Here is a 16,839-nt window from a genome sequence, read left to right as displayed (position 1 = left end):
CGCCCGGTTACATTCCGAACCCGGAAGCTAAGCCTTTCAGCGCCGATGGTACTGCAGGGGGGACCCTGTGGGAGAGTAGGACGCCGCCGAACAATTCTTCAGGACCCCTGGTCCCAGCGTTCACGCTGGGACCAGGGGTCCTTTTGTTTTTTGCTTGACTTTTCCGAGGCGCGGCCGGGTGCCGGCTGCGCGAGAATGACTGCAGTACCCGAAGACAGGAGTCACACCGATGTCCACCAACTCTCCCGACGACCGTCCGGAGCGCGAGCCGCGTCGCAGGGACGGTGCCGGTGGCGACCGGGGCGGCTTCCGTGGGCCGCGCCGTGACGACAACCGCGGTGGAGGCGGCTTCCGTCGCGACGACAACCGCGGTGGCGGCGGCTACCGCCGCGACGACCGTGGCGGCGACAGCCGTGGTGGAGACAACCGCGGCGGCGGGTTCCGTCGTGATGACCGCGGTGGCGACCAGCGTGGTGGCGGCTTCCGCCGTGACGACAACCGTGGTGGCGGCGGTTTCCGCCGCGATGACCGCGGTGGCGACCAGCGCGGTGGCGGGTACCGTCGTGACGACCGTCCCTCCTTCCCGCGTGACGACCGTCCCTCCTTCCCGCGTGACGACCGCCGTGATGACCGGCGTGACGACAACCGCGGTGGCGGGTTCCGTCGCGACGACCGTGGCGGCGACCAGCGTGGTGGTGGGTTCCGTCGTGACGACAACCGTGGCGGCGGTTTCCGTCGTGACGACCGCGGTGGCGACCAGCGCGGCGGTGGCTTCCGTCGTGACGACCGGCGTGACGAGCGTCCGTCGTCGTTCCGCCGTGACGACCGTCCCTCCTTCCCCCGTGACGACCGCCGTGACGACCGGCGCGACGACAACCGCGGTGGCGGGTTCCGTCGTGACGACCGTGGCGGCGACCAGCGCGGTGGCGGTTTCCGCCGTGACGACCGGCGCGACGACAACCGTGGCGGCGGCGGTTTCCGCCGTGACGACCGCGGTGGCGACCAGCGCGGTGGCGGTTTCCGCCGTGACGACCGGCGTGACGAGCGTCCGTCGTCGTTCCGCCGTGACGACCGTCCCTCCTTCCCGCGTGACGACCGCCGCGACGACAACCGTGGCGGCGGGTTCCGTCGCGACGACCGCGGTGGCGACCAGCGCGGCGGTGGCTTCCGTCGTGACGACCGGCGCGACGAGCGTCCGTCGTCGTTCCGCCGTGACGACCGTCGCGACGACCGGCGCGACGACAACCGCGGTGGCGGGTTCCGTCGCGACGATCGTGGCGGCGACCAGCGCGGCGGTGGCTTCCGCCGTGACGACCGTGGTGGGGACCAGCGCGGTGGCGGTTTCCGCCGGGACGACAGCCGTGGCGGTGGCTACCGGGGTCGGGACGACCGGGGTGGCGAGCGCGGCGGGTACCGGGGCCGTGACGACCGGGGCGGCTACGGGCGCCGTGACGACCGCGGCGAGCGGAGCGACCGCGCGCCCATCAAGCGGCTGCCGATCCCGCCGGAGGTCACCGGCGAGGAGATCGACCCCGATGTGCGCCAGGAGCTCCTGAGCCTGCCCAAGGGGCTCGCCGACGACGTCGCCCGCAACCTCGTGATGGTCGCGCAGCTGATCGACGAGGACCCGGAGAAGGCGTACGGCTACTCCCGGGTCGCGCTCCGGCTCGCCTCGCGCGTCGCCGCCGTCCGCGAGGCCGCCGGCTTCGCCGCGTACGCCAACCAGAAGTACTCCGAGGCGCTGGCCGAGTTCCGGGCCGCGCGGCGGATGAGCGGCGGCGTGGACCTGTGGCCCGTCATGGCCGACTGCGAGCGCGGCCTCGGCCGGCCCGAGCGGGCGCTGGCCATGGCCGGCGAGCCCGAGGTGCAGAAGCTCGACAAGGCCGGACAGGTCGAGATGCGGCTCGTCGCCGCCGGCGCCCGCCGGGACATGGGGCAGCTGGAGGCCGCCATCGTGACCCTGCAGAGCCCCGAGCTCGCGTCCAGCGCCCACCACCCGTGGACCGCGCGGCTGCGGTACGCCTACGCCGACGCCCTGCTCGCCGCCGGGCGGGAGCCGGAGGCCCGTGAGTGGTTCGCCAAGGCCCTGGAGGCCGACAAGGACGGCGCCACGGACGCCTCCGACCGCCTCGCCGAGATGGACGGCGTCGAGTTCGTCGACGCCTTCGACGAGTCCGATGACGAGCACGACGCCGAGGCGGAGGCCGACGCCGACGTCGAGGACGCGGGCGACGACGAGGACGAGGACGAGGACGACGAGTCCGACGACCTTGAGGACACGGACGCGGACGACGACCGGAGCTGAGGCTCCGTGACATGAAGAAGGGCGGCACCCACCGGGTGCCGCCCTTCTTCATGTCTGCGCTCAGTCGAGGGCGAGGCTCCGGAGGACCAGGCCCGTCGCCGGCTTGGGGCCGAAGGACGTCGACTTGCGGGGCATCGTCACGCCCTGGCGGGCGAGGTCCCGGACGACCTCCTCTCGTACCGGATGCATCAGGACCGCCGTGCCGCCGCGGCGCTCGGCCTGGGCGACGGCCGCCGCCGTGTCGTGGATGTACGCGATGTCCTCGGGGGCGTCCGGTACCCGCCAGACGTGCTCCAGGAGCGTGGCGTGGAGGACCGTCGCGTCCAGGGTGCGCCACGCCTCCGGGCGGTCGGCGCGGACCGTACGCGCCAGCAGGGCGGGGTCCGGGCGGTCCAGGAGGTGGAAGGCGCCGTCACCGGCCAGGAGGAACGCGTTGCCCTCGGCCGCGGCCGCCGCCAGGGCCTCCAGGGCCTCCGGCAGCGGCCGCTCGACGCGACGGACCCGGAAGGCGTCCCCGACGGCCTCCAGGGCGTCCGCCACCGGAAGCCTGCTCAGGAGGCGGTGGATGGCGCGGACCCGCAGCGGATAGCGGACCGTGTCGATGAGCAGCACCAGGCCCTGGTTCCACGGGCCGGGCGACGGGTGCTCGTCACGGAGCCGCAGATAGGTCGCCCAGCGGTGGTGCCCGTCGGCGATCAGCGCCTGGTGACGGGCGAGCTCGGTGGTGACCGCGGCCTGTTCGGCCGGGTCCGTGACCGCCCACAGGCGGTGGCGGAAACCGTCCTCGGTCGTCGTCGCCAGCAGCGGCTCGCGCTGGATCGCGCGCTCCATCACCGCGTCCGCGCCGTCGCCGGTGCCCGGATAGGTGAGGAGCAGCGGCTCCAGGTTCGCGGCCGTGGTGCGCATCAGGGCGGCGCGGTCCTCGACGACGTGCGGCATGACGTCCTCGTGCGGGAGGACGACGCCCTCGTCGGGCGTGGTGAGTTCGAGGGCGCCGATGATGCCGCGCTGGAGGATGCCGTCGCCCTGCTGCTCGTAGACGTACAGCGCGGGGGCCGGGTCCGGGGCGAGGACGCCGTCGGCGAGCCAGCGGTCCATCGTCACCGCGGCCTTGCGGTGGCGGGTGCCCGCCGTGACCGCCTGGGGCAGGATCAGCCGGACGATGTTGTGGGGGTCGGCGGATTCGAGGTGGAGCAGTCCGTCAGGTCGCACGACGACGTCGTAGGGCGGGGACGTGACGGCCGCGAGGCTGCCGACCCGCTCGGGGACGTACCGGATGCCGCGGAAGGGATGCAGACGCAGTCCCGCGGTGTCGTCGCGGACGTCGCTGGCCGCGTGACCTGAGGAGTTCATCTCGTCATGGTAGGCGCGCGGTGGCGATGAGCGATGATCGGGGGAGCGGGGAGTCCCGGTGGAGTGAGGAGCAGGTGTCATGGCGCGAGACGGCCAGGAGCGGCGGACGGAACGGAGCCGGCCCGGCGGCAGCGCGGTCGCGCTGAGCACGGCGTACGACACGGCGCTGCTCGACCTCGACGGGGTCGTGTACTTCGCGGGCGGCGCGGCGATCCCGTACGCCGTCGAGGCGCTCGTGGCGGCGCGGGACGGCGGGATGCGGCTCGCGTACGTGACGAACAACGCGCTGCGGACGCCGGACACGGTGGCCGCGCACCTCACCGAGCTGGGCGTGCCGGCCGCGCCCGGCGACGTCGTCACCTCGGCGCAGGCCGTGGCGCGGCTCGTCGCCGAGGACGTGCCGGTCGGGTCCCGGGTCCTCGTCGTCGGCGGCGAGGGGCTGCGGGTCGCGCTCCGAGAGCGGGGGCTCGTCCCCGTCGAGTCGGCCGACGACGAGCCGGTGGCCGTCGTCCAGGGGTACGGCGGCCCGGACATGGGCTGGGGCCGGTTCGCCGAGGCGGCGTACGCGATCGGGCGGGGCGTGCCCTGGTACGCGTCCAACACCGACCTGACGATCCCGGGCGCGCGCGGGATCGGGCCCGGGAACGGGGCCGCCGTCGAGGTCGTGCGGATCGCCACCGGCGGCCGCGTCGAGCCGAAGGTCGCCGGGAAGCCGCAGCCGCCCATGCACCGGGAGACCGTGCTGCGGACCGGGGCGGAGCGGCCGCTGGTCGTCGGGGACCGGCTGGACACCGACATCGAGGGCGCGTTCGGCGGAGGCGTCGACTCGCTGCTGGTGCTCACCGGGGTCACCGACGTGGCGACGCTGCTCGCGGCCGTGCCGGCCCACCGGCCGACGTACGTGGCGGCCGATCTGCGGGGGCTGCTCACCGGCCAGCCGGAGGTCGGGGCCGACGGCGACGGCGGGTTCCTGTGCGGTGGCTGGCGGGCCGCCGTGAGCGGGGACGCGCTCGTCCTGGAGGGCGCGGCGGGGGCCGACCCGCTCGACGGGGTGCGGGCGCTGTGCGGGGCGGCGTGGACGTGGGCCGGTTCCGGGGCGTGCGGGCTGGACGCGGGGAAGGCGCTCGCCCGGCTCGGGCTGTAGGGCTCGGGCGGGGGCCGGTGGTCCGGCGATCCGGGGCCACCGACCCCTGCTCGATCAATATTGGGTAGGCTAACCTAACCGGGTGTTGGTCGAGAGTCCCTCCCGTACGAGCGCGGAGCCGACGAAGTCCGCGCAGTCCCCGAGGCGCCGGAACACCGTGCGCGCCGTGGGACTGCTGGCGGCCGTCGGCGTCCTGCTGCTTGTCTGTGTCCTCAGCATCATGATCGGTGCCAAGCCGGTGCCGATCGGAGACGTGTGGCACGGGCTGTTCCACAACAGCGGCGTCGGCAACGACGTCGTCATCCACGACGTGCGCGTGCCGCGCACCCTGCTCGGGCTGCTCGTCGGCCTGGCGCTCGGCCTGGCCGGCGCGGTGATGCAGGGGCTGACCCGCAACCCGCTGGCGGAGCCCGGGCTCCTCGGCGTCAACGCGGGCGCGGCCGCCGCCGTCGTGTCGGCCATCGCCTTCCTCGGCGTCACCGACGTCCGGGACTACGTGTGGTTCGCCTTCGTCGGCGCCGCCGTCGTCTCCGTCGTCGTGTACGTGCTCGGCGGCAGCCGCAGCGCCACCCCGGTGCGGCTCGCGCTCGCCGGCACGGCCGCCACCGCCGCCCTGTACGGCTTCGTCAACGCCGTCCAGCTGCTCGACTCGGCCGCCCTCGACCGGCTCCGGTTCTGGACCGTCGGCTCGCTGGCCTCCGCCGACATGCAGACCGTCGGCCGGATCGCGCCGTTCATCCTCGTCGGTGCCGTGCTGGCCCTGGGCATCGCCCGGCCGCTCAACGCCATGGAGATGGGTGACGACTCCGCCCGCGCCCTCGGCGTCAGCATCAACCGGACCCGGATCGTCGCCATGCTCGCCGTCACCCTGATGTGCGGGGCGGCCACCGCGGCCTGCGGGCCGATCGTCTTCCTCGGCCTGATGGTGCCGTACATGGTCCGTGCGATCACCGGCCCGGACATGCGGTGGATCCTGCCGTACGCGGCCGTCCTCGCGCCCGTGCTGCTGCTCGGCTCCGACGTCCTCGGCCGGGTCCTCGTCCGGCCGGCCGAACTCCAGGTCGGCATCGTGACGGCCCTCGTCGGCGGGCCCGTCTTCATCCGACTCGTACGCCGCAAGAGGATGGCCCAGCTGTGACCACCAAGACCCTGCGGACCGGCGGCGGACTCTCCCTGCGGTACACCCCGCGGGCCGCGCTCTCCGGCCTCGGGCTGATCCTGTTCACCCTCGGCGTCGGCACCGTCCTCGTCGGCACCGGCGACTTCCCGATGACGCCGAGCGAGGTCCTGGACACTCTGCTCGGCAACGGGACGCCCGTCCAGGAGTTCGCGGTCATGGAGCTGCGGCTCCCGCGGGTCCTCGTCGCCCTCCTCGTCGGCGCCGCGCTCGCCCTCGGCGGGGCCGTCTTCCAGTCGGTCTCCCGCAACCCGCTCGGCAGCCCCGACGTCATCGGCTTCGGGCAGGGCGCCAGCGTCGGCGCGCTCACCGTCATCGTCCTCTTCCAGGGCAGCGCGGTCGCCACCGCCCTCGGCGCGGTCGTCGGCGGTGTCGTCACCGGCGTCGTGATCTACCTGCTCGCCTGGAAGCGGGGCGTGCACGGCTACCGGCTGGTGCTCGTCGGCATCGGCGCCGCCGCCATGCTGACCTCGGTGATCCACTACCTCATCACCAAGGCCAACCTGGTGGACGCCACCCGCGCCACCGTGTGGATGACCGGCTCCCTCGACGGCCGCGACTGGGCCCAGTTCTGGCCGCTGCTCGCCGTCTGCTGCGTGCTCGTGCCGCTGGTCCTCGGCCACGGCCGGGCGCTGCGGATGCTGGAGATGGGCGACGACGCCGCGTACGCGCTCGGTGTGAAGGTCGAGCGGACCCGGATCGTCCTGATGGCCTCCGCCGTGCTGCTCGTCGCCGTCGCCACCTCGGCCGCCGGGCCCATCGTCTTCGTCTCCCTCAGCGCCCCGCAGCTGGCCCGCCGGCTCACCCGCGCGCCCGGCCCCAACCTGGCGGTCTCCGCCGTCATGGGCTCGGCGCTGCTGCTGAGCGCCGACTGGATCGCCGGCAACGCCTTCGGCGACCGTCAGCTGCCCGTCGGTGTCATCACCGGCATCCTGGGCGGCTGCTATCTGCTCTGGCTGCTCGTCAGCGAGCGCAAGGCGGGCAGGATATGACCGCGTCCCCGGCCCCGGCCCCGCGGCCGCACCCGTACGACACCGACCAGGACAACAGGAGCACGCCCATGAGCGATCGGCAGCAGCAGCGCCTCGGGGCCGAGTCGGTCACCCTCGCGTACGAGCAGCGGGTCATCGCCCGCGACCTGTCCGTCGAGATCCCCGACAACTCCTTCACCGTCATCGTCGGGCCCAACGCCTGCGGCAAGTCCACGCTGCTGCGCGCGCTCTCCCGGATGCTCAAGCCGGCCGAGGGCCGGGTGCTCCTCGACGGGCAGTCGATCCACTCGATGCCCGCGAAGAAGGTCGCCCGGACCCTCGGCCTGCTGCCGCAGTCGTCCATCGCGCCCGACGGCATCACCGTCGCCGACCTCGTCGCCCGCGGCCGCTACCCCCACCAGGGCCTGCTGCGCCAGTGGTCGCCCGAGGACGAGCGGATCGTCCAGGAGTCCATGGAGTCGACCGGGGTCGCGGAGCTGGCCGACCGGTTCGTCGACGAGCTCTCCGGCGGCCAGCGCCAGCGGGTGTGGATCGCCATGGCCCTCGCCCAGCAGACGCCGCTGCTGCTGCTCGACGAGCCGACCACGTATCTCGACATCCAGCACCAGATCGACGTCCTCGACCTCTGCGCCGAGCTGCACGAGACCCAGGGGCGGACGCTCGTCGCCGTCCTGCACGACCTCAACCACGCGGCCCGCTACGCCACCCATCTCATCGCGGTGCGCGGCGGCGAGGTCGTCGCCGAGGGCCCGCCGTCCGAGGTGGTGACCGCGGAGCTGGTCGAGCGGGTCTTCGGGCTGCGCTGCCAGGTCATCGACGACCCGGAGACGGGCACCCCGCTCGTCGTCCCGGCCGGGCGGCAGGCGCGGGCCCGGCGGAGCCTCCCCGCGCGGGAGTCCGCCCAGGAGTCCGCGCAGCAGCCCGCGCAGCAGCCCGCGCTACAGAAGTGAGCGCAGCCGCAGCAGATCGCGGAAGCCGGCCTCCAGCCTGACCCGGCCGGAGGCCCACGCCTTCGCGAAGTTCAGCCGTCCGCCCACCATCGCGACCAGGTCGTCGCCGGTCATCGCCAGCCGGATCTGGGCCTTCTCCCGGGGAGGGCCGGACACGGTCGACTCCACGACCATCCGGCCGGCGGCGAGCCGGCCGGTGAAGGTCGTGTCGAGGTCCGTGAGGTGGCAGCTCAGGGTGCGGTCGAGCGCCGCCGCGCCCCGGACGGATCCGTCCGCCCCCGCGAGGTTGTCCGCCAGCTTGTCGAGTGCGTCGCGGCACTCCGTGATCGTCGCCATCGCCGTCGACCGTACCCCAGGGCTTCGCGATAGCGTCGGGGCATGAACGAAGCGATGACGGACGCGGAGGCCGGCCCGGACCCCGTGGACGGCGCGGGCCCGGCCGCGGGGGACGAGCCCGCGGCGGCCGCGCCGCTGGGGGTCCGCCGGGAGCCGACCGGGCTGCCGGCCGTCGACGCGCTCGTCGAGCGGCTGGGCGAGGCGGACCACCTCCCGGCGGACGGACACCTCGCGGTGTACGAGGATGTACACCGGGGACTGCGCGCCGAGCTGACCTCGCTCGACGCGCGTCCGGCCCCCGCACCCCGTCCGCACGACCCCAGGAGCTGAACCCACCGTGGCAGGAGTGGCACGCCGCCGCCTCGACGCCGAGCTGGTCCGGCGCAAACTCGCCCGCTCGCGCGAGCACGCCAGCCAGCTGATCGCCGCGGGCCGGGTGACCGTCGGCAAGACCGTCGCCACCAAGCCCGCCACCCAGGTCGAGACCGCCGCGGCGATCGTCGTCGTCCAGGACGACTCCGACCCCGACTACGTCTCGCGCGGCGGCCACAAGCTCGCCGGCGCCCTCGCCGCCTTCGTCCCGCTGGGGCTGACGGTGCAGGGCCGGCGGGCGCTCGACGCCGGGGCCTCCACCGGCGGCTTCACCGACGTGCTGCTGCGCTCCGGCGCCGGACACGTCGTCGCCGTCGACGTCGGTTACGGCCAGCTCGCCTGGTCGCTCCAGAGCGACGAGCGGGTCACCGTCAAGGACCGCACCAACGTGCGCGAGATGACGCTCGACTCGATCGACGGCATCCCCGCCGACCTCGTCGTCGGCGACCTCTCCTTCATCCCGCTCGGCCTGGTGCTGCCCGCCCTGGTCGCGTGCACCGCCCCGGACGCGGACCTGGTCCTGATGGTCAAGCCGCAGTTCGAGGTCGGCAAGGACCGGCTCGGCTCCGGCGGGGTCGTCCGCAGCACCGAGCTGCGTGCCGACGCGGTGAAGAACGTGGCCCGGCAGGCGGCCGAGCTGGGGCTCGGGGTGGCCGGCGTCACCGCCAGCCCGCTGCCCGGGCCGTCGGGGAACGTCGAGTACTTTCTGTGGCTGCGGGCCGGCGCGCCCGCACTCGATCCGGCGGACGTCGACCGCGCCGTGGCGGAGGGACCTCGTTGACAGCATCAGCGGCACCACAGGCACCACGCACCGTCTTCCTGCTCGCGCACACCGGCCGGCCGGCGGCGGTGCGCAGCGCCGAGCTCGTCGTCCTGGGGCTGCTGCGCAGCGGCATCGGCGTCCGCGTCCTGGAGGCGGAGGCGGCGGACCTGCCGCTGCCGCCGTCCGTGGAGAAGATCCCCGACGACTGCCCGGAGGCGCTGGACGGCTGCGAGCTGATCATCGTCCTCGGCGGTGACGGGACGCTGCTGCGCGGCGCCGAGTTCTCCCGCGCCTCCGGCGTGCCGATGCTCGGCGTCAACCTGGGCCGCGTCGGCTTCCTCGCGGAGGCCGAGCGCGACGACCTCGACAAGGTCGTCGACCGGGTGGTCACCAAGGCGTACGAGGTCGAGGAGCGGATGACCCTCGACGTCGCCGTCTACCAGAACGGCGACGCCCTGCACCGCGACTGGGCGCTCAACGAGGCCGCCGTGCAGAAGGTGTCCCCCGAGCGGATGCTGGAGGTCGTCCTCGCCATCGACGGCCGGCCCGTCACCGGCTTCGGCTGCGACGGGGTGATCTGCGCGACGCCGACCGGCTCGACCGCCTACGCCTTCTCGGCCGGCGGGCCGGTCATCTGGCCCGAGGTGGAGGCGCTGCTCATGGTGCCGATCGGGGCGCACGCGCTGTTCGCCAAGCCGCTCGTCACCACGCCCGACTCCGTCCTCGCCGTCGAGGTCGAGCCGCACACCCCGCACGGGGTGCTGTGGTGCGACGGGCGGCGGACCGTCGAGCTGCCGGCCGGTGCCCGCGTCGAGGTCCGGCGCGGCGCCGTCCCGGTGCGGCTCGCCCGGCTGCACCACGCGTCCTTCACCGACCGGCTCGTCGCCAAGTTCGCCCTGCCGGTCTCGGGGTGGCGGGGCGCGCCCCACTGACGGCCGCGCCGGCGGGCCCGTGACGGGGGCGATGTCGCATCACGGCACGGAAACCTCGTATGGTCTGGGGCGTGCTGGAGGAGATGCGGATACGGTCGCTCGGGGTCATCGACGACGCGGTGGTCGAGCTGTCGCCCGGCTTCACCGCGGTGACGGGTGAGACCGGCGCGGGCAAGACCATGGTCGTCACGAGCCTGGGGCTGCTGCTCGGTGGACGGGCCGACCCGGCCCTGGTGCGGATCGGGGCCGGCTCGGCGGTCGTCGAGGGGCGGATCACCCTGCCGCCCGGCGCGCCCGCCGCGCTGCGGGCCCAGGAGGCCGGGGCGGAGCTCGACGAGGGCGCGCTGCTGGTGACCCGTACCGTCTCCGCGGAGGGACGCTCGCGGGCGCACCTCGGCGGGCGTTCGGTGCCCGTCGGGCTGCTTGCCGAGCTCGCCGACGACCTCGTGGCCGTGCACGGCCAGACCGACCAGCAGGGCCTGCTGAAGCCGGCCCGGCAGCGCGGTGCGCTCGACCGGTACGCGGGCGAGGCGGTGTCCGGGCCGCTCGCCGCCTACGGCGAGGTGTACCGGCGGCTGCGGGCCGTCACCGTCGAGCTGGACGAGATCACCACCCGGGCACGTGAGCGAGCCCAGGAGGCCGATCTGCTGCGGTTCGGGCTCGGTGAGATCGAGGCGGTCGCGCCGCGGGCCGGCGAGGACACCGAACTGGCCGCCGAGGCCGAGCGGCTCGGGCACGCCGAGGCCCTCGCCTCGGCCGCCGCGCTCGCGCACGCCGCGCTGGCCGGGAACCCGGAGGATCCCGAGTCCGTCGACGCGACCACGCTGGTGGCGGGCGCGGGCCGGGCCCTGGAGGGCGTGCGGTCCCACGACCCGGCGCTCGCCGGGCTCGCCGACCGGATGGGGGAGATCTCCATCCTGCTCGCCGACGTGGCGCAGGAGCTGGCGGGGTACGCCGACGACCTGGACGCCGACCCGCTGCGGCTGGCCGCGGTCGAGGAGCGGCGGGCCGCCCTCACCCAGCTCACCCGGAAGTACGGCGAGTCCGTGGGCGCCGTCCTCGCCTGGGCGGAGGAGAGCGCGGAGCGGCTCGGGGAGCTGGACGGCGACGACGACCGGGTCGGGGAGCTGACCGCCGAGCGGGACCGGCTCCGCGACGAGCTGTCCGTCCTCGCGCAGCGGCTCACCGACGCCCGGGTGGAGGCGGCGGACCGGTTCGCCCGGGCGGTCACCGCCGAGCTGGCCTCGCTCGCCATGCCGCACGCGCGCGTGTCCTTCGACATCCGGCAGACCGAGGCCGCCGACGAGGCGTCGGGCGTCGAGGTCGGCGGGCGGCGGGTCGCCTACGGGCCGGCCGGCGCCGACGAGGTCGAGCTGCTGCTCGCCCCGCACCCCGGAGCCCCGCCGCGGCCCATCGCCAAGGGCGCGTCCGGCGGTGAGCTGTCCCGGGTGATGCTCGCCGTCGAGGTCGTCTTCGCCGGGGTCGACCCGGTGCCGACGTACCTGTTCGACGAGGTCGACGCGGGCGTCGGCGGCAAGGCGGCCGTGGAGATCGGCCGCCGGCTCGCCAAGCTCGCCCGCACCGCTCAGGTCGTCGTCGTCACCCACCTGCCCCAGGTGGCGGCCTTCGCCGACCGTCAGCTGCTCGTCGAGAAGACGAACGACGGCTCCGTCACCCGTTCCGGCGTCACCGTCCTGGAGGGCGAGGAGCGGGTCCGCGAGCTCTCCCGCATGCTCGCGGGCCAGGAGGACTCCGAGACCGCCCGCGCCCACGCGGAGGAGCTGCTGGCCACGGCCAGGGCGGACGGCTGACCCGGCGCCGGGTCGCGGTGTCCCGGAGCCCGTGGCCCGGGGACGTGCGGCGCGCCGCCTCCGGCCCCCCAGGGGGCGCGCGTATTCGGCGCGTGCGCTCGCCCGGGAGGGTGAATCCGGAGGGCGGGGCCCGGCGCCGCGTGCCCGGCCGTCACGGGAACGATGCGGTGTCGGTGCCGGAACGTGCGTACGGTCGGGTGCCGGGGCTGGCATCCTTGGGCGCGTGACACAGCTCCGTACGGTCCAGGTGCTGGGCGGCGGCAGCGCGGGCAGCAGCGCTCACGTCCGATCACTCGCCTCGGGGCTGGTGGCGAGGGGCGTGCGGGTGACCGTGTGCGCCCCGCCCGAACTCGACCGTCTCTACGACTACTCCGGCGCCGGCGCGCACGTGGTGCCGCTGCCGCGCCGCAACGACCCGGCGACCGTCGGCCTGCTCCGCAACGCCTGCATCGGCGCCGACGTCGTCCACGCGCACGGGCTGCACGCCTCCGTGCGGGCCGCGCTCGCCGTCTCCGGCGGCGTCGGGCCCGCCCGCACCCCGCTCGTCACCACCTGGCACGGCCGGCCGCACACCGACGGGGCCATGGGCGGCCTCGTACGGCTCCTGGAGCGGCGCACCGCGCGGGCGGCGACCGTCGTCCTCGGGACCTCCTCCGAACTCGTCGACCGGGCCCGGCGGCGCGGCGCCCGCGACGCCCGGCTCGCCCCCGTCACCGTGCCCGCCGCGCGCGGACCCGTCTGCCTCCACGACGGCAAGGCCAGGGCCGAACTCGGCGCCGTCGACCGGCCGCTGCTCATGGCCGTCGGCGCGCTCGAACCCGGCCGGGGGTACGGGACGCTGCTCGACGCGGCGCGGGAGTGGCGGGAGCTCGACCCGCGGCCGCTGCTCGTCATCGCCGGCGAGGGGCGCGAACGGGCCGCGCTCCAGCGGCGCGTCGCCGCCGAAGGGCTCGCCGTCCGGATCGTCGGGCGCCGCGACGACGTCGCCGAACTGCTGGCCGCCGCGGACGTCGCGGTGCTGCCGTCCCGCTGGGAGGCGCGGTCCCTGCTCGCGCAGGAGGCGCTCCGGCTCGGCGTCCCCCTGGTCGCCACGGCCGTCGGCGGCGTACCGGAACTCGTCGGCGACGCCGCGGAACTGGTGCCGTACGGGGACGCCGGCGCGCTCGCGGCGGCCGTGCGGGGCCTCCTGGAGGACGAGGAGCGGCGGATGGACCTCGCGGCGGCGGGGCGCGTACAGGCCGGGACGTGGCCGACGGAGGACGACACCATCGCCCACGTCCTGAGCGTCTACGACGAGCTGTCGGCGCGCTAGGTCCTGTCCGGAAAGTCCCGCCCGGCGCGCGGGGCGCGGCCCGGTTACGGCGTGTGGCGGCGGGCGCGCAGGGCCAGGGACAGGGCCAGGACCGTCTGGGGGTCGTCCAGGTCCGTGCCGAGGAGTTCGGAGATGCGGGCCAGCCGGTTGTAGAGGGTCTGGCGGTTGAGGTGGAGCTCGCGGGCCGTCTCCGCCTTGCGGCCCGCGTGCGCCAGATACGTCTCCAGGGTGGGGAGCAGCGGCGGCCGGGAGGCGCGGTCGTGCTCGCGGAGCGGGCCGATCGCCCGGTCGACGAAGGCCGCCAGGTCCGGGTGGTCGCGCAGCCGCCACAGCAGCAGGTCGATGTCGAGGCGCCGGGCGTCGTACCAGGGGCGGTCCGTGAGGCCCTGCGCCGCCGTGGCGGTCTCCGCCGCGTGCCGCAGCCCGGCCGACGCCGCCGCCCAGCCGCCGGCCATGCCGACCACCACGACCGGCGGGTGCGCCCCGGCGCCTTCGAGCCCGGCCCGCTCCACACCGGCCCGCAGCGCCGCGGCGACCCGGTCGGCGACGGCGGTCCGCTCCGTCTCGGAGCGCAGGCCCAGGAGGAGCGGGACCCGGCCCTCGACCGGGCGGACGCCGAGGAGCGCGGGGACGCCGACGGAGGAGAGCTCCTCGTGGACGGCGCGGGCGAGCAGCGCCCAGCTGCCCGACGGGGACAGCTCGGGGGCGAGGCGCATCACGACCGGTAGCAGCGGGCCCTCGCCCGGCTTGAAGCCGAGGACGCGGGCCTGCGCCGGGGCGTCCTCCGCCGAGATCCGGCCCTCCGCGAGGTCCGTCAGGAAGTCGCCGCGGCCCCGGGCCGCCAGCTCCTCCTCCTGCCGGGCCTGCATGAGGACGACCGCGAGGAGGCCCGCCGCCCGCTCCGCCGCCATCCGGTGCACGGGGGAGAGGGCGCCGGAGACCGCGAGGAGCACCAGGCGGGCCCGCACCGAGCCCGTACCGGGGCCGCCGCCGGGGACGTCGACGAGGACCGTGCCGACCGGCGGGCCGGACTCGCGGGCCGCGCGCTGGCCGCGGAGCCCGTCCCAGACCTGGAGCGGGTCGGCCGGGCCGGACTCGGTGCCCGCCGCGTACAGCAGCTGGCCCTCGGCGGTCTCCAGGAAGACCGGGTTCGCGGCGAAGTCGGAGAGGACGCGGAGCACCTGGGGGACCCCCCCGCCGCCGAGCAGCGCCTCCGTGCACTGCCGGTGGACCTCCTCGGCCTGCCGCTGGAGCGCGTAGTGGCCGTTGACGATCTCGGTGTGGATCTCCTCCGTGACCGCCACGAACGGCACCTCGCGGTGGAGCTGGACCAGCGGCAGCCCGGCGCCGCGGGCGGTCTCCACTATCGTCGCCGGGAGGCGCGCGAAGCGCGGGCCGAGCTCGACGACGAGGGCCGCGATGCCCCGGTCCGCGAGGCGCCGCACGAAGGCCCGCTGCTCGGCGGGGCGGGTGCCCAGGCCGAGACCGGTGGTCAGCAGCAGCTCTCCGCCCTTCAGCAGGGACGCGATGTTGGGCACCTCGCCCGCGTGCACCCACCGCACGGTCCGCTGGAGCCGGTCGGCGCCGGCGACGACCTCAGGGAGGCCGCTGCGGAGCCCCGGGAGTTCGAGTGCCCGTTGTACGGTGATGCCGCCCTGCGTGTCCATGGGCGGACGGTATCGTCCGTGGTGTTTCATGGACATCTCCCCACGGTCACGGGGAAGGACGGTTCGCCCTCAGGGGCGACAACTCGTCGTGGCGCGGCGGGATTTGCGCGACCCCCTGTCGATTGTGGCCTACGTCACCCGCGAGGATGCTCTCCCGCCATGGCAGACACCTCCACTCCGCAGGGCGGCTCCGCCCCCCGCGTCGACCGGCTCAAGGCGAACTCCGTCGGACTCGTCGGCGTCGTCTTCATGGCCGTGGCCACCGCCGCCCCGATCACCGCGATGACCGGCAACCTCCCCATCGCCGTCGGCTTCGGGAACGGCACCGGCGCCCCCGCCGGCTATCTCTTCGCCACCCTCGTCCTGACCGTCTTCTCCGTCGGCTACGTGGCCATGGCGAAGCGGATCACGGCCGCCGGCGCCTTCTACGGCTACATCTCGCACGGCCTCGGCCGGATCGCCGGCATGGCGTCCGGGATGCTCGCCGTCCTCGCCTACATCGTCTTCGAGGCGTCCATCGTCGGCGTCTTCGCCTACTTCACGAAGACCACCGTCGCCGACCAGCTCGGCGTGGACCTGCCGTGGATCCTGTACGCGGCCGCCATGCTGGCCGTCACCGCCGTGCTGTCGTACTTCGACATCAACCTGACCGCCAAGGCGCTCGGCGTCATGCTCATCGCGGAGATCGCCGTCCTCTTCGCGGTCGCCACCGCCGTCCTCGTCCACGGCGGCGGCCCGGACGGCATCCCCGTCGAGCCCGTCGACCCGAGGAACGCCTTCACCGGCGCCTCCGCCGGCCTCGGCCTCTTCTTCGCCTTCTGGTCCTGGGTCGGCTTCGAGTCGACCGCCATGTACGGCGAGGAGTCCCGCGACCCCAAGCGCGTCATCCCCCGCGCCACCCTGATCTCCGTCATCGGCGTCGGCCTCTTCTACATCTACGTCTCCTGGATGACCATCGCCGGCAACGGCCTCGGCCGCTCCGTGGAGCTGTCCTCCTCCGCCACCCCGCTCGACCTCTTCTTCGCGCCCACCCAGACCTTCATCGGCGCCTGGGCCGTCGACGCCTTCCAGTGGCTGCTGCTCACCGGCTCCTTCGCCTGCGGCATGGCCTTCCACCAGTGCGCCTCCCGCTACCTCTACGCCATCGGCCGCGAGGGCTTCCTCCACCCGGCGCTCGGCCGCACCCACCGCAAGCACGGCTCCCCGTACATCGCCTCCTTCGTGCAGAGCGCGATCGCGGTCCTCCTCGTCGGCGCCTTCTGGCTCACCGGCCAGGACCCCTACATCCACCTCTACACGCTGCTCGCCATCCTCGGCACGATGGCGATCCTCATCGTGCAGACGCTCTGCTCCTTCGCCGTCATCGGGTACTTCCGCAAGAACCACCCCGAGGACCGGCACTGGTTCAAGACCCTCGTCGCGCCCCTCCTCGGCGGCATCGGCATGACCGCCGTGGTCGTCCTCCTCGTCGTCAACATGGAGACCGCGGCCGGACTCGCCGCCGACTCCCTCTTCTTCAAGGCGATCCCGTGGATCGTCGGCGCCGTCTTCTTCGGCGGCCTCGGCCTCGGCCTCCACCTCAAGGCCAGGCGGCCGGAGCGGTACGAGATCATCGGCCGGATCGTCCTGGAGGACGCCGCCGAACGCGACGACGAGCAGGCGGAGCCCGTACCGGCCGCCACGAGCTGACCCGCACGGCCGGACCCCCTTCCTCACTCCAGGAGC

15 protein-coding genes and 1 rRNA gene are annotated in these 16,839 nt (G+C 74.7%); 13 read left to right on the top strand and 3 right to left on the bottom strand.

Annotation, left to right across the window (positions count from 1 at the left end; all coding sequences use genetic code 11):
• The 3 genes from rrf to ACFVU3_RS28480 form a co-directional block, all read left to right on the top strand.
• Positions 1 to 92, top strand: a 5S ribosomal RNA gene (gene rrf, locus ACFVU3_RS28490); the annotation flags it as partial.
• 231 nt (positions 93 to 323) lie between these two features.
• A complete protein-coding gene (locus tag ACFVU3_RS28485) occupies positions 324 to 1,556 on the top strand; it encodes a hypothetical protein (protein WP_390070612.1) in 1,233 nt (410 codons plus the stop codon).
• Complete coding sequence (locus ACFVU3_RS28480; protein WP_390070610.1) at positions 1,493 to 2,305, top strand: tetratricopeptide repeat protein; 813 nt, start codon at positions 1,493 to 1,495, stop codon at positions 2,303 to 2,305. The genes ACFVU3_RS28485 and ACFVU3_RS28480 overlap by 64 nt, the downstream gene beginning before the upstream one ends.
• Positions 2,306 to 2,365: 60 nt before the next feature.
• Here the strand turns inward: ACFVU3_RS28480 and ACFVU3_RS28475 are convergent, their stop codons facing one another.
• Positions 2,366 to 3,658 carry a DUF1015 domain-containing protein gene (locus ACFVU3_RS28475; protein WP_390070590.1) on the bottom strand — a complete coding sequence of 431 codons (1,293 nt, stop codon included), beginning with the start codon at positions 3,656 to 3,658 and terminating at the stop codon, positions 2,366 to 2,368.
• Positions 3,659 to 3,737: 79 nt separating this feature from the next.
• Here ACFVU3_RS28475 and ACFVU3_RS28470 point away from each other — a divergent pair, with 79 nt between their 5' ends.
• The 4 genes from ACFVU3_RS28470 (at position 3,738) to ACFVU3_RS28455 (ending at position 7,921) form a co-directional block, all read left to right on the top strand.
• Entirely contained in the window at positions 3,738 to 4,802 is a 1,065-nt protein-coding gene (locus tag ACFVU3_RS28470; protein ID WP_390070588.1) for an HAD hydrolase-like protein, read from the top strand.
• 85 nt (positions 4,803 to 4,887) lie between these two features.
• Positions 4,888 to 5,940, top strand: a complete 1,053-nt coding sequence (locus ACFVU3_RS28465; RefSeq protein WP_390070608.1) for a FecCD family ABC transporter permease — start codon at positions 4,888 to 4,890, stop codon at positions 5,938 to 5,940.
• Entirely contained in the window at positions 5,937 to 6,971 is a 1,035-nt protein-coding gene (locus tag ACFVU3_RS28460; protein ID WP_390070586.1) for a FecCD family ABC transporter permease, read from the top strand. The genes ACFVU3_RS28465 and ACFVU3_RS28460 overlap by 4 nt, the downstream gene beginning before the upstream one ends.
• Positions 6,972 to 7,039: 68 nt before the next feature.
• The gene (locus ACFVU3_RS28455; RefSeq protein ID WP_390070584.1) at positions 7,040 to 7,921 is read left to right on the top strand and encodes an ABC transporter ATP-binding protein; all 882 of its coding nucleotides are present in this window, start codon (positions 7,040 to 7,042) and stop codon (positions 7,919 to 7,921) included.
• Here the strand turns inward: ACFVU3_RS28455 and ACFVU3_RS28450 are convergent.
• On the bottom strand, positions 7,910 to 8,257 hold the full coding sequence (locus tag ACFVU3_RS28450; protein WP_390070582.1) for an SCP2 sterol-binding domain-containing protein: 348 nt from the start codon (positions 8,255 to 8,257) through the stop codon (positions 7,910 to 7,912). The two genes, ACFVU3_RS28455 and ACFVU3_RS28450, sit on opposite strands and share 12 nt — an antisense overlap.
• 42 nt (positions 8,258 to 8,299) lie before the next feature.
• On the opposite strand from ACFVU3_RS28450, the gene ACFVU3_RS28445 reads away from it, so the two are divergent.
• The 5 genes from ACFVU3_RS28445 to ACFVU3_RS28425 all read left to right on the top strand — a co-directional run bounded on the left by ACFVU3_RS28445 (position 8,300) and on the right by ACFVU3_RS28425 (position 13,447).
• Positions 8,300 to 8,587 carry a hypothetical protein gene (locus ACFVU3_RS28445; RefSeq protein WP_390070581.1) on the top strand — a complete coding sequence of 96 codons (288 nt, stop codon included), beginning with the start codon at positions 8,300 to 8,302 and terminating at the stop codon, positions 8,585 to 8,587.
• 7 nt (positions 8,588 to 8,594) lie between these two features.
• The gene (locus tag ACFVU3_RS28440; protein ID WP_390070579.1) at positions 8,595 to 9,410 is read left to right on the top strand and encodes a TlyA family RNA methyltransferase; all 816 of its coding nucleotides are present in this window, start codon (positions 8,595 to 8,597) and stop codon (positions 9,408 to 9,410) included.
• Positions 9,407 to 10,324 carry an NAD kinase gene (locus ACFVU3_RS28435; protein WP_390070577.1) on the top strand — a complete coding sequence of 306 codons (918 nt, stop codon included), beginning with the start codon at positions 9,407 to 9,409 and terminating at the stop codon, positions 10,322 to 10,324. Before ACFVU3_RS28440 ends, ACFVU3_RS28435 begins: the two co-directional genes overlap by 4 nt.
• A gap of 59 nt (positions 10,325 to 10,383) precedes the next feature.
• The gene (gene recN / locus ACFVU3_RS28430; RefSeq protein ID WP_390070575.1) at positions 10,384 to 12,135 is read left to right on the top strand and encodes a DNA repair protein RecN; all 1,752 of its coding nucleotides are present in this window, start codon (positions 10,384 to 10,386) and stop codon (positions 12,133 to 12,135) included.
• A 223-nt stretch (positions 12,136 to 12,358) separates the two neighbouring features.
• A complete protein-coding gene (locus ACFVU3_RS28425) occupies positions 12,359 to 13,447 on the top strand; it encodes a glycosyltransferase family 4 protein (RefSeq protein ID WP_390070573.1) in 1,089 nt (362 codons plus the stop codon).
• Between the two features lie 44 nt (positions 13,448 to 13,491).
• Here the strand turns inward: ACFVU3_RS28425 and ACFVU3_RS28420 are convergent, their stop codons facing one another.
• Complete coding sequence (locus tag ACFVU3_RS28420) at positions 13,492 to 15,114, bottom strand: PucR family transcriptional regulator (protein WP_390070571.1); 1,623 nt, start codon at positions 15,112 to 15,114, stop codon at positions 13,492 to 13,494.
• Between the two features lie 159 nt (positions 15,115 to 15,273).
• On the opposite strand from ACFVU3_RS28420, the gene ACFVU3_RS28415 reads away from it, so the two are divergent.
• Positions 15,274 to 16,803 (top strand): APC family permease, encoded by a 1,530-nt coding sequence (locus ACFVU3_RS28415; protein ID WP_390070570.1) that lies wholly within the window; start codon positions 15,274 to 15,276, stop codon positions 16,801 to 16,803.
• Positions 16,804 to 16,839: the final 36 nt, after the last annotated feature.

This window comes from Streptomyces sp. NPDC058052 (assembly GCF_042885515.1).
Lineage (GTDB): Bacteria > Actinomycetota > Actinomycetes > Streptomycetales > Streptomycetaceae > Streptomyces.
The sequence above is the reverse complement of the archived record's forward strand: the minus strand, read 5'-3'. Positions and strand labels throughout refer to the sequence as shown.

What these genes read in the sequence shown, in the direction of transcription:
- ACFVU3_RS28475 (WP_390070590.1), bottom strand. Translation starts at nt 3,658, where the DNA reads ATGAACTCCTCAGGTCACGCGGCCAGCGACGTCCGCGACGACACCGCG.
- ACFVU3_RS28470 (WP_390070588.1), top strand. Translation starts at nt 3,738, where the DNA reads ATGGCGCGAGACGGCCAGGAGCGGCGGACGGAACGGAGCCGGCCCGGC.
- ACFVU3_RS28455 (WP_390070584.1), top strand. Translation starts at nt 7,040, where the DNA reads ATGAGCGATCGGCAGCAGCAGCGCCTCGGGGCCGAGTCGGTCACCCTC.
- ACFVU3_RS28450 (WP_390070582.1), bottom strand. Translation starts at nt 8,257, where the DNA reads ATGGCGACGATCACGGAGTGCCGCGACGCACTCGACAAGCTGGCGGAC.
- ACFVU3_RS28445 (WP_390070581.1), top strand. Translation starts at nt 8,300, where the DNA reads ATGAACGAAGCGATGACGGACGCGGAGGCCGGCCCGGACCCCGTGGAC.
- recN (WP_390070575.1), top strand. Translation starts at nt 10,384, where the DNA reads ATGGTCTGGGGCGTGCTGGAGGAGATGCGGATACGGTCGCTCGGGGTC.
- ACFVU3_RS28420 (WP_390070571.1), bottom strand. Translation starts at nt 15,114, where the DNA reads ATGGACACGCAGGGCGGCATCACCGTACAACGGGCACTCGAACTCCCG.
- ACFVU3_RS28415 (WP_390070570.1), top strand. Translation starts at nt 15,274, where the DNA reads ATGGCAGACACCTCCACTCCGCAGGGCGGCTCCGCCCCCCGCGTCGAC.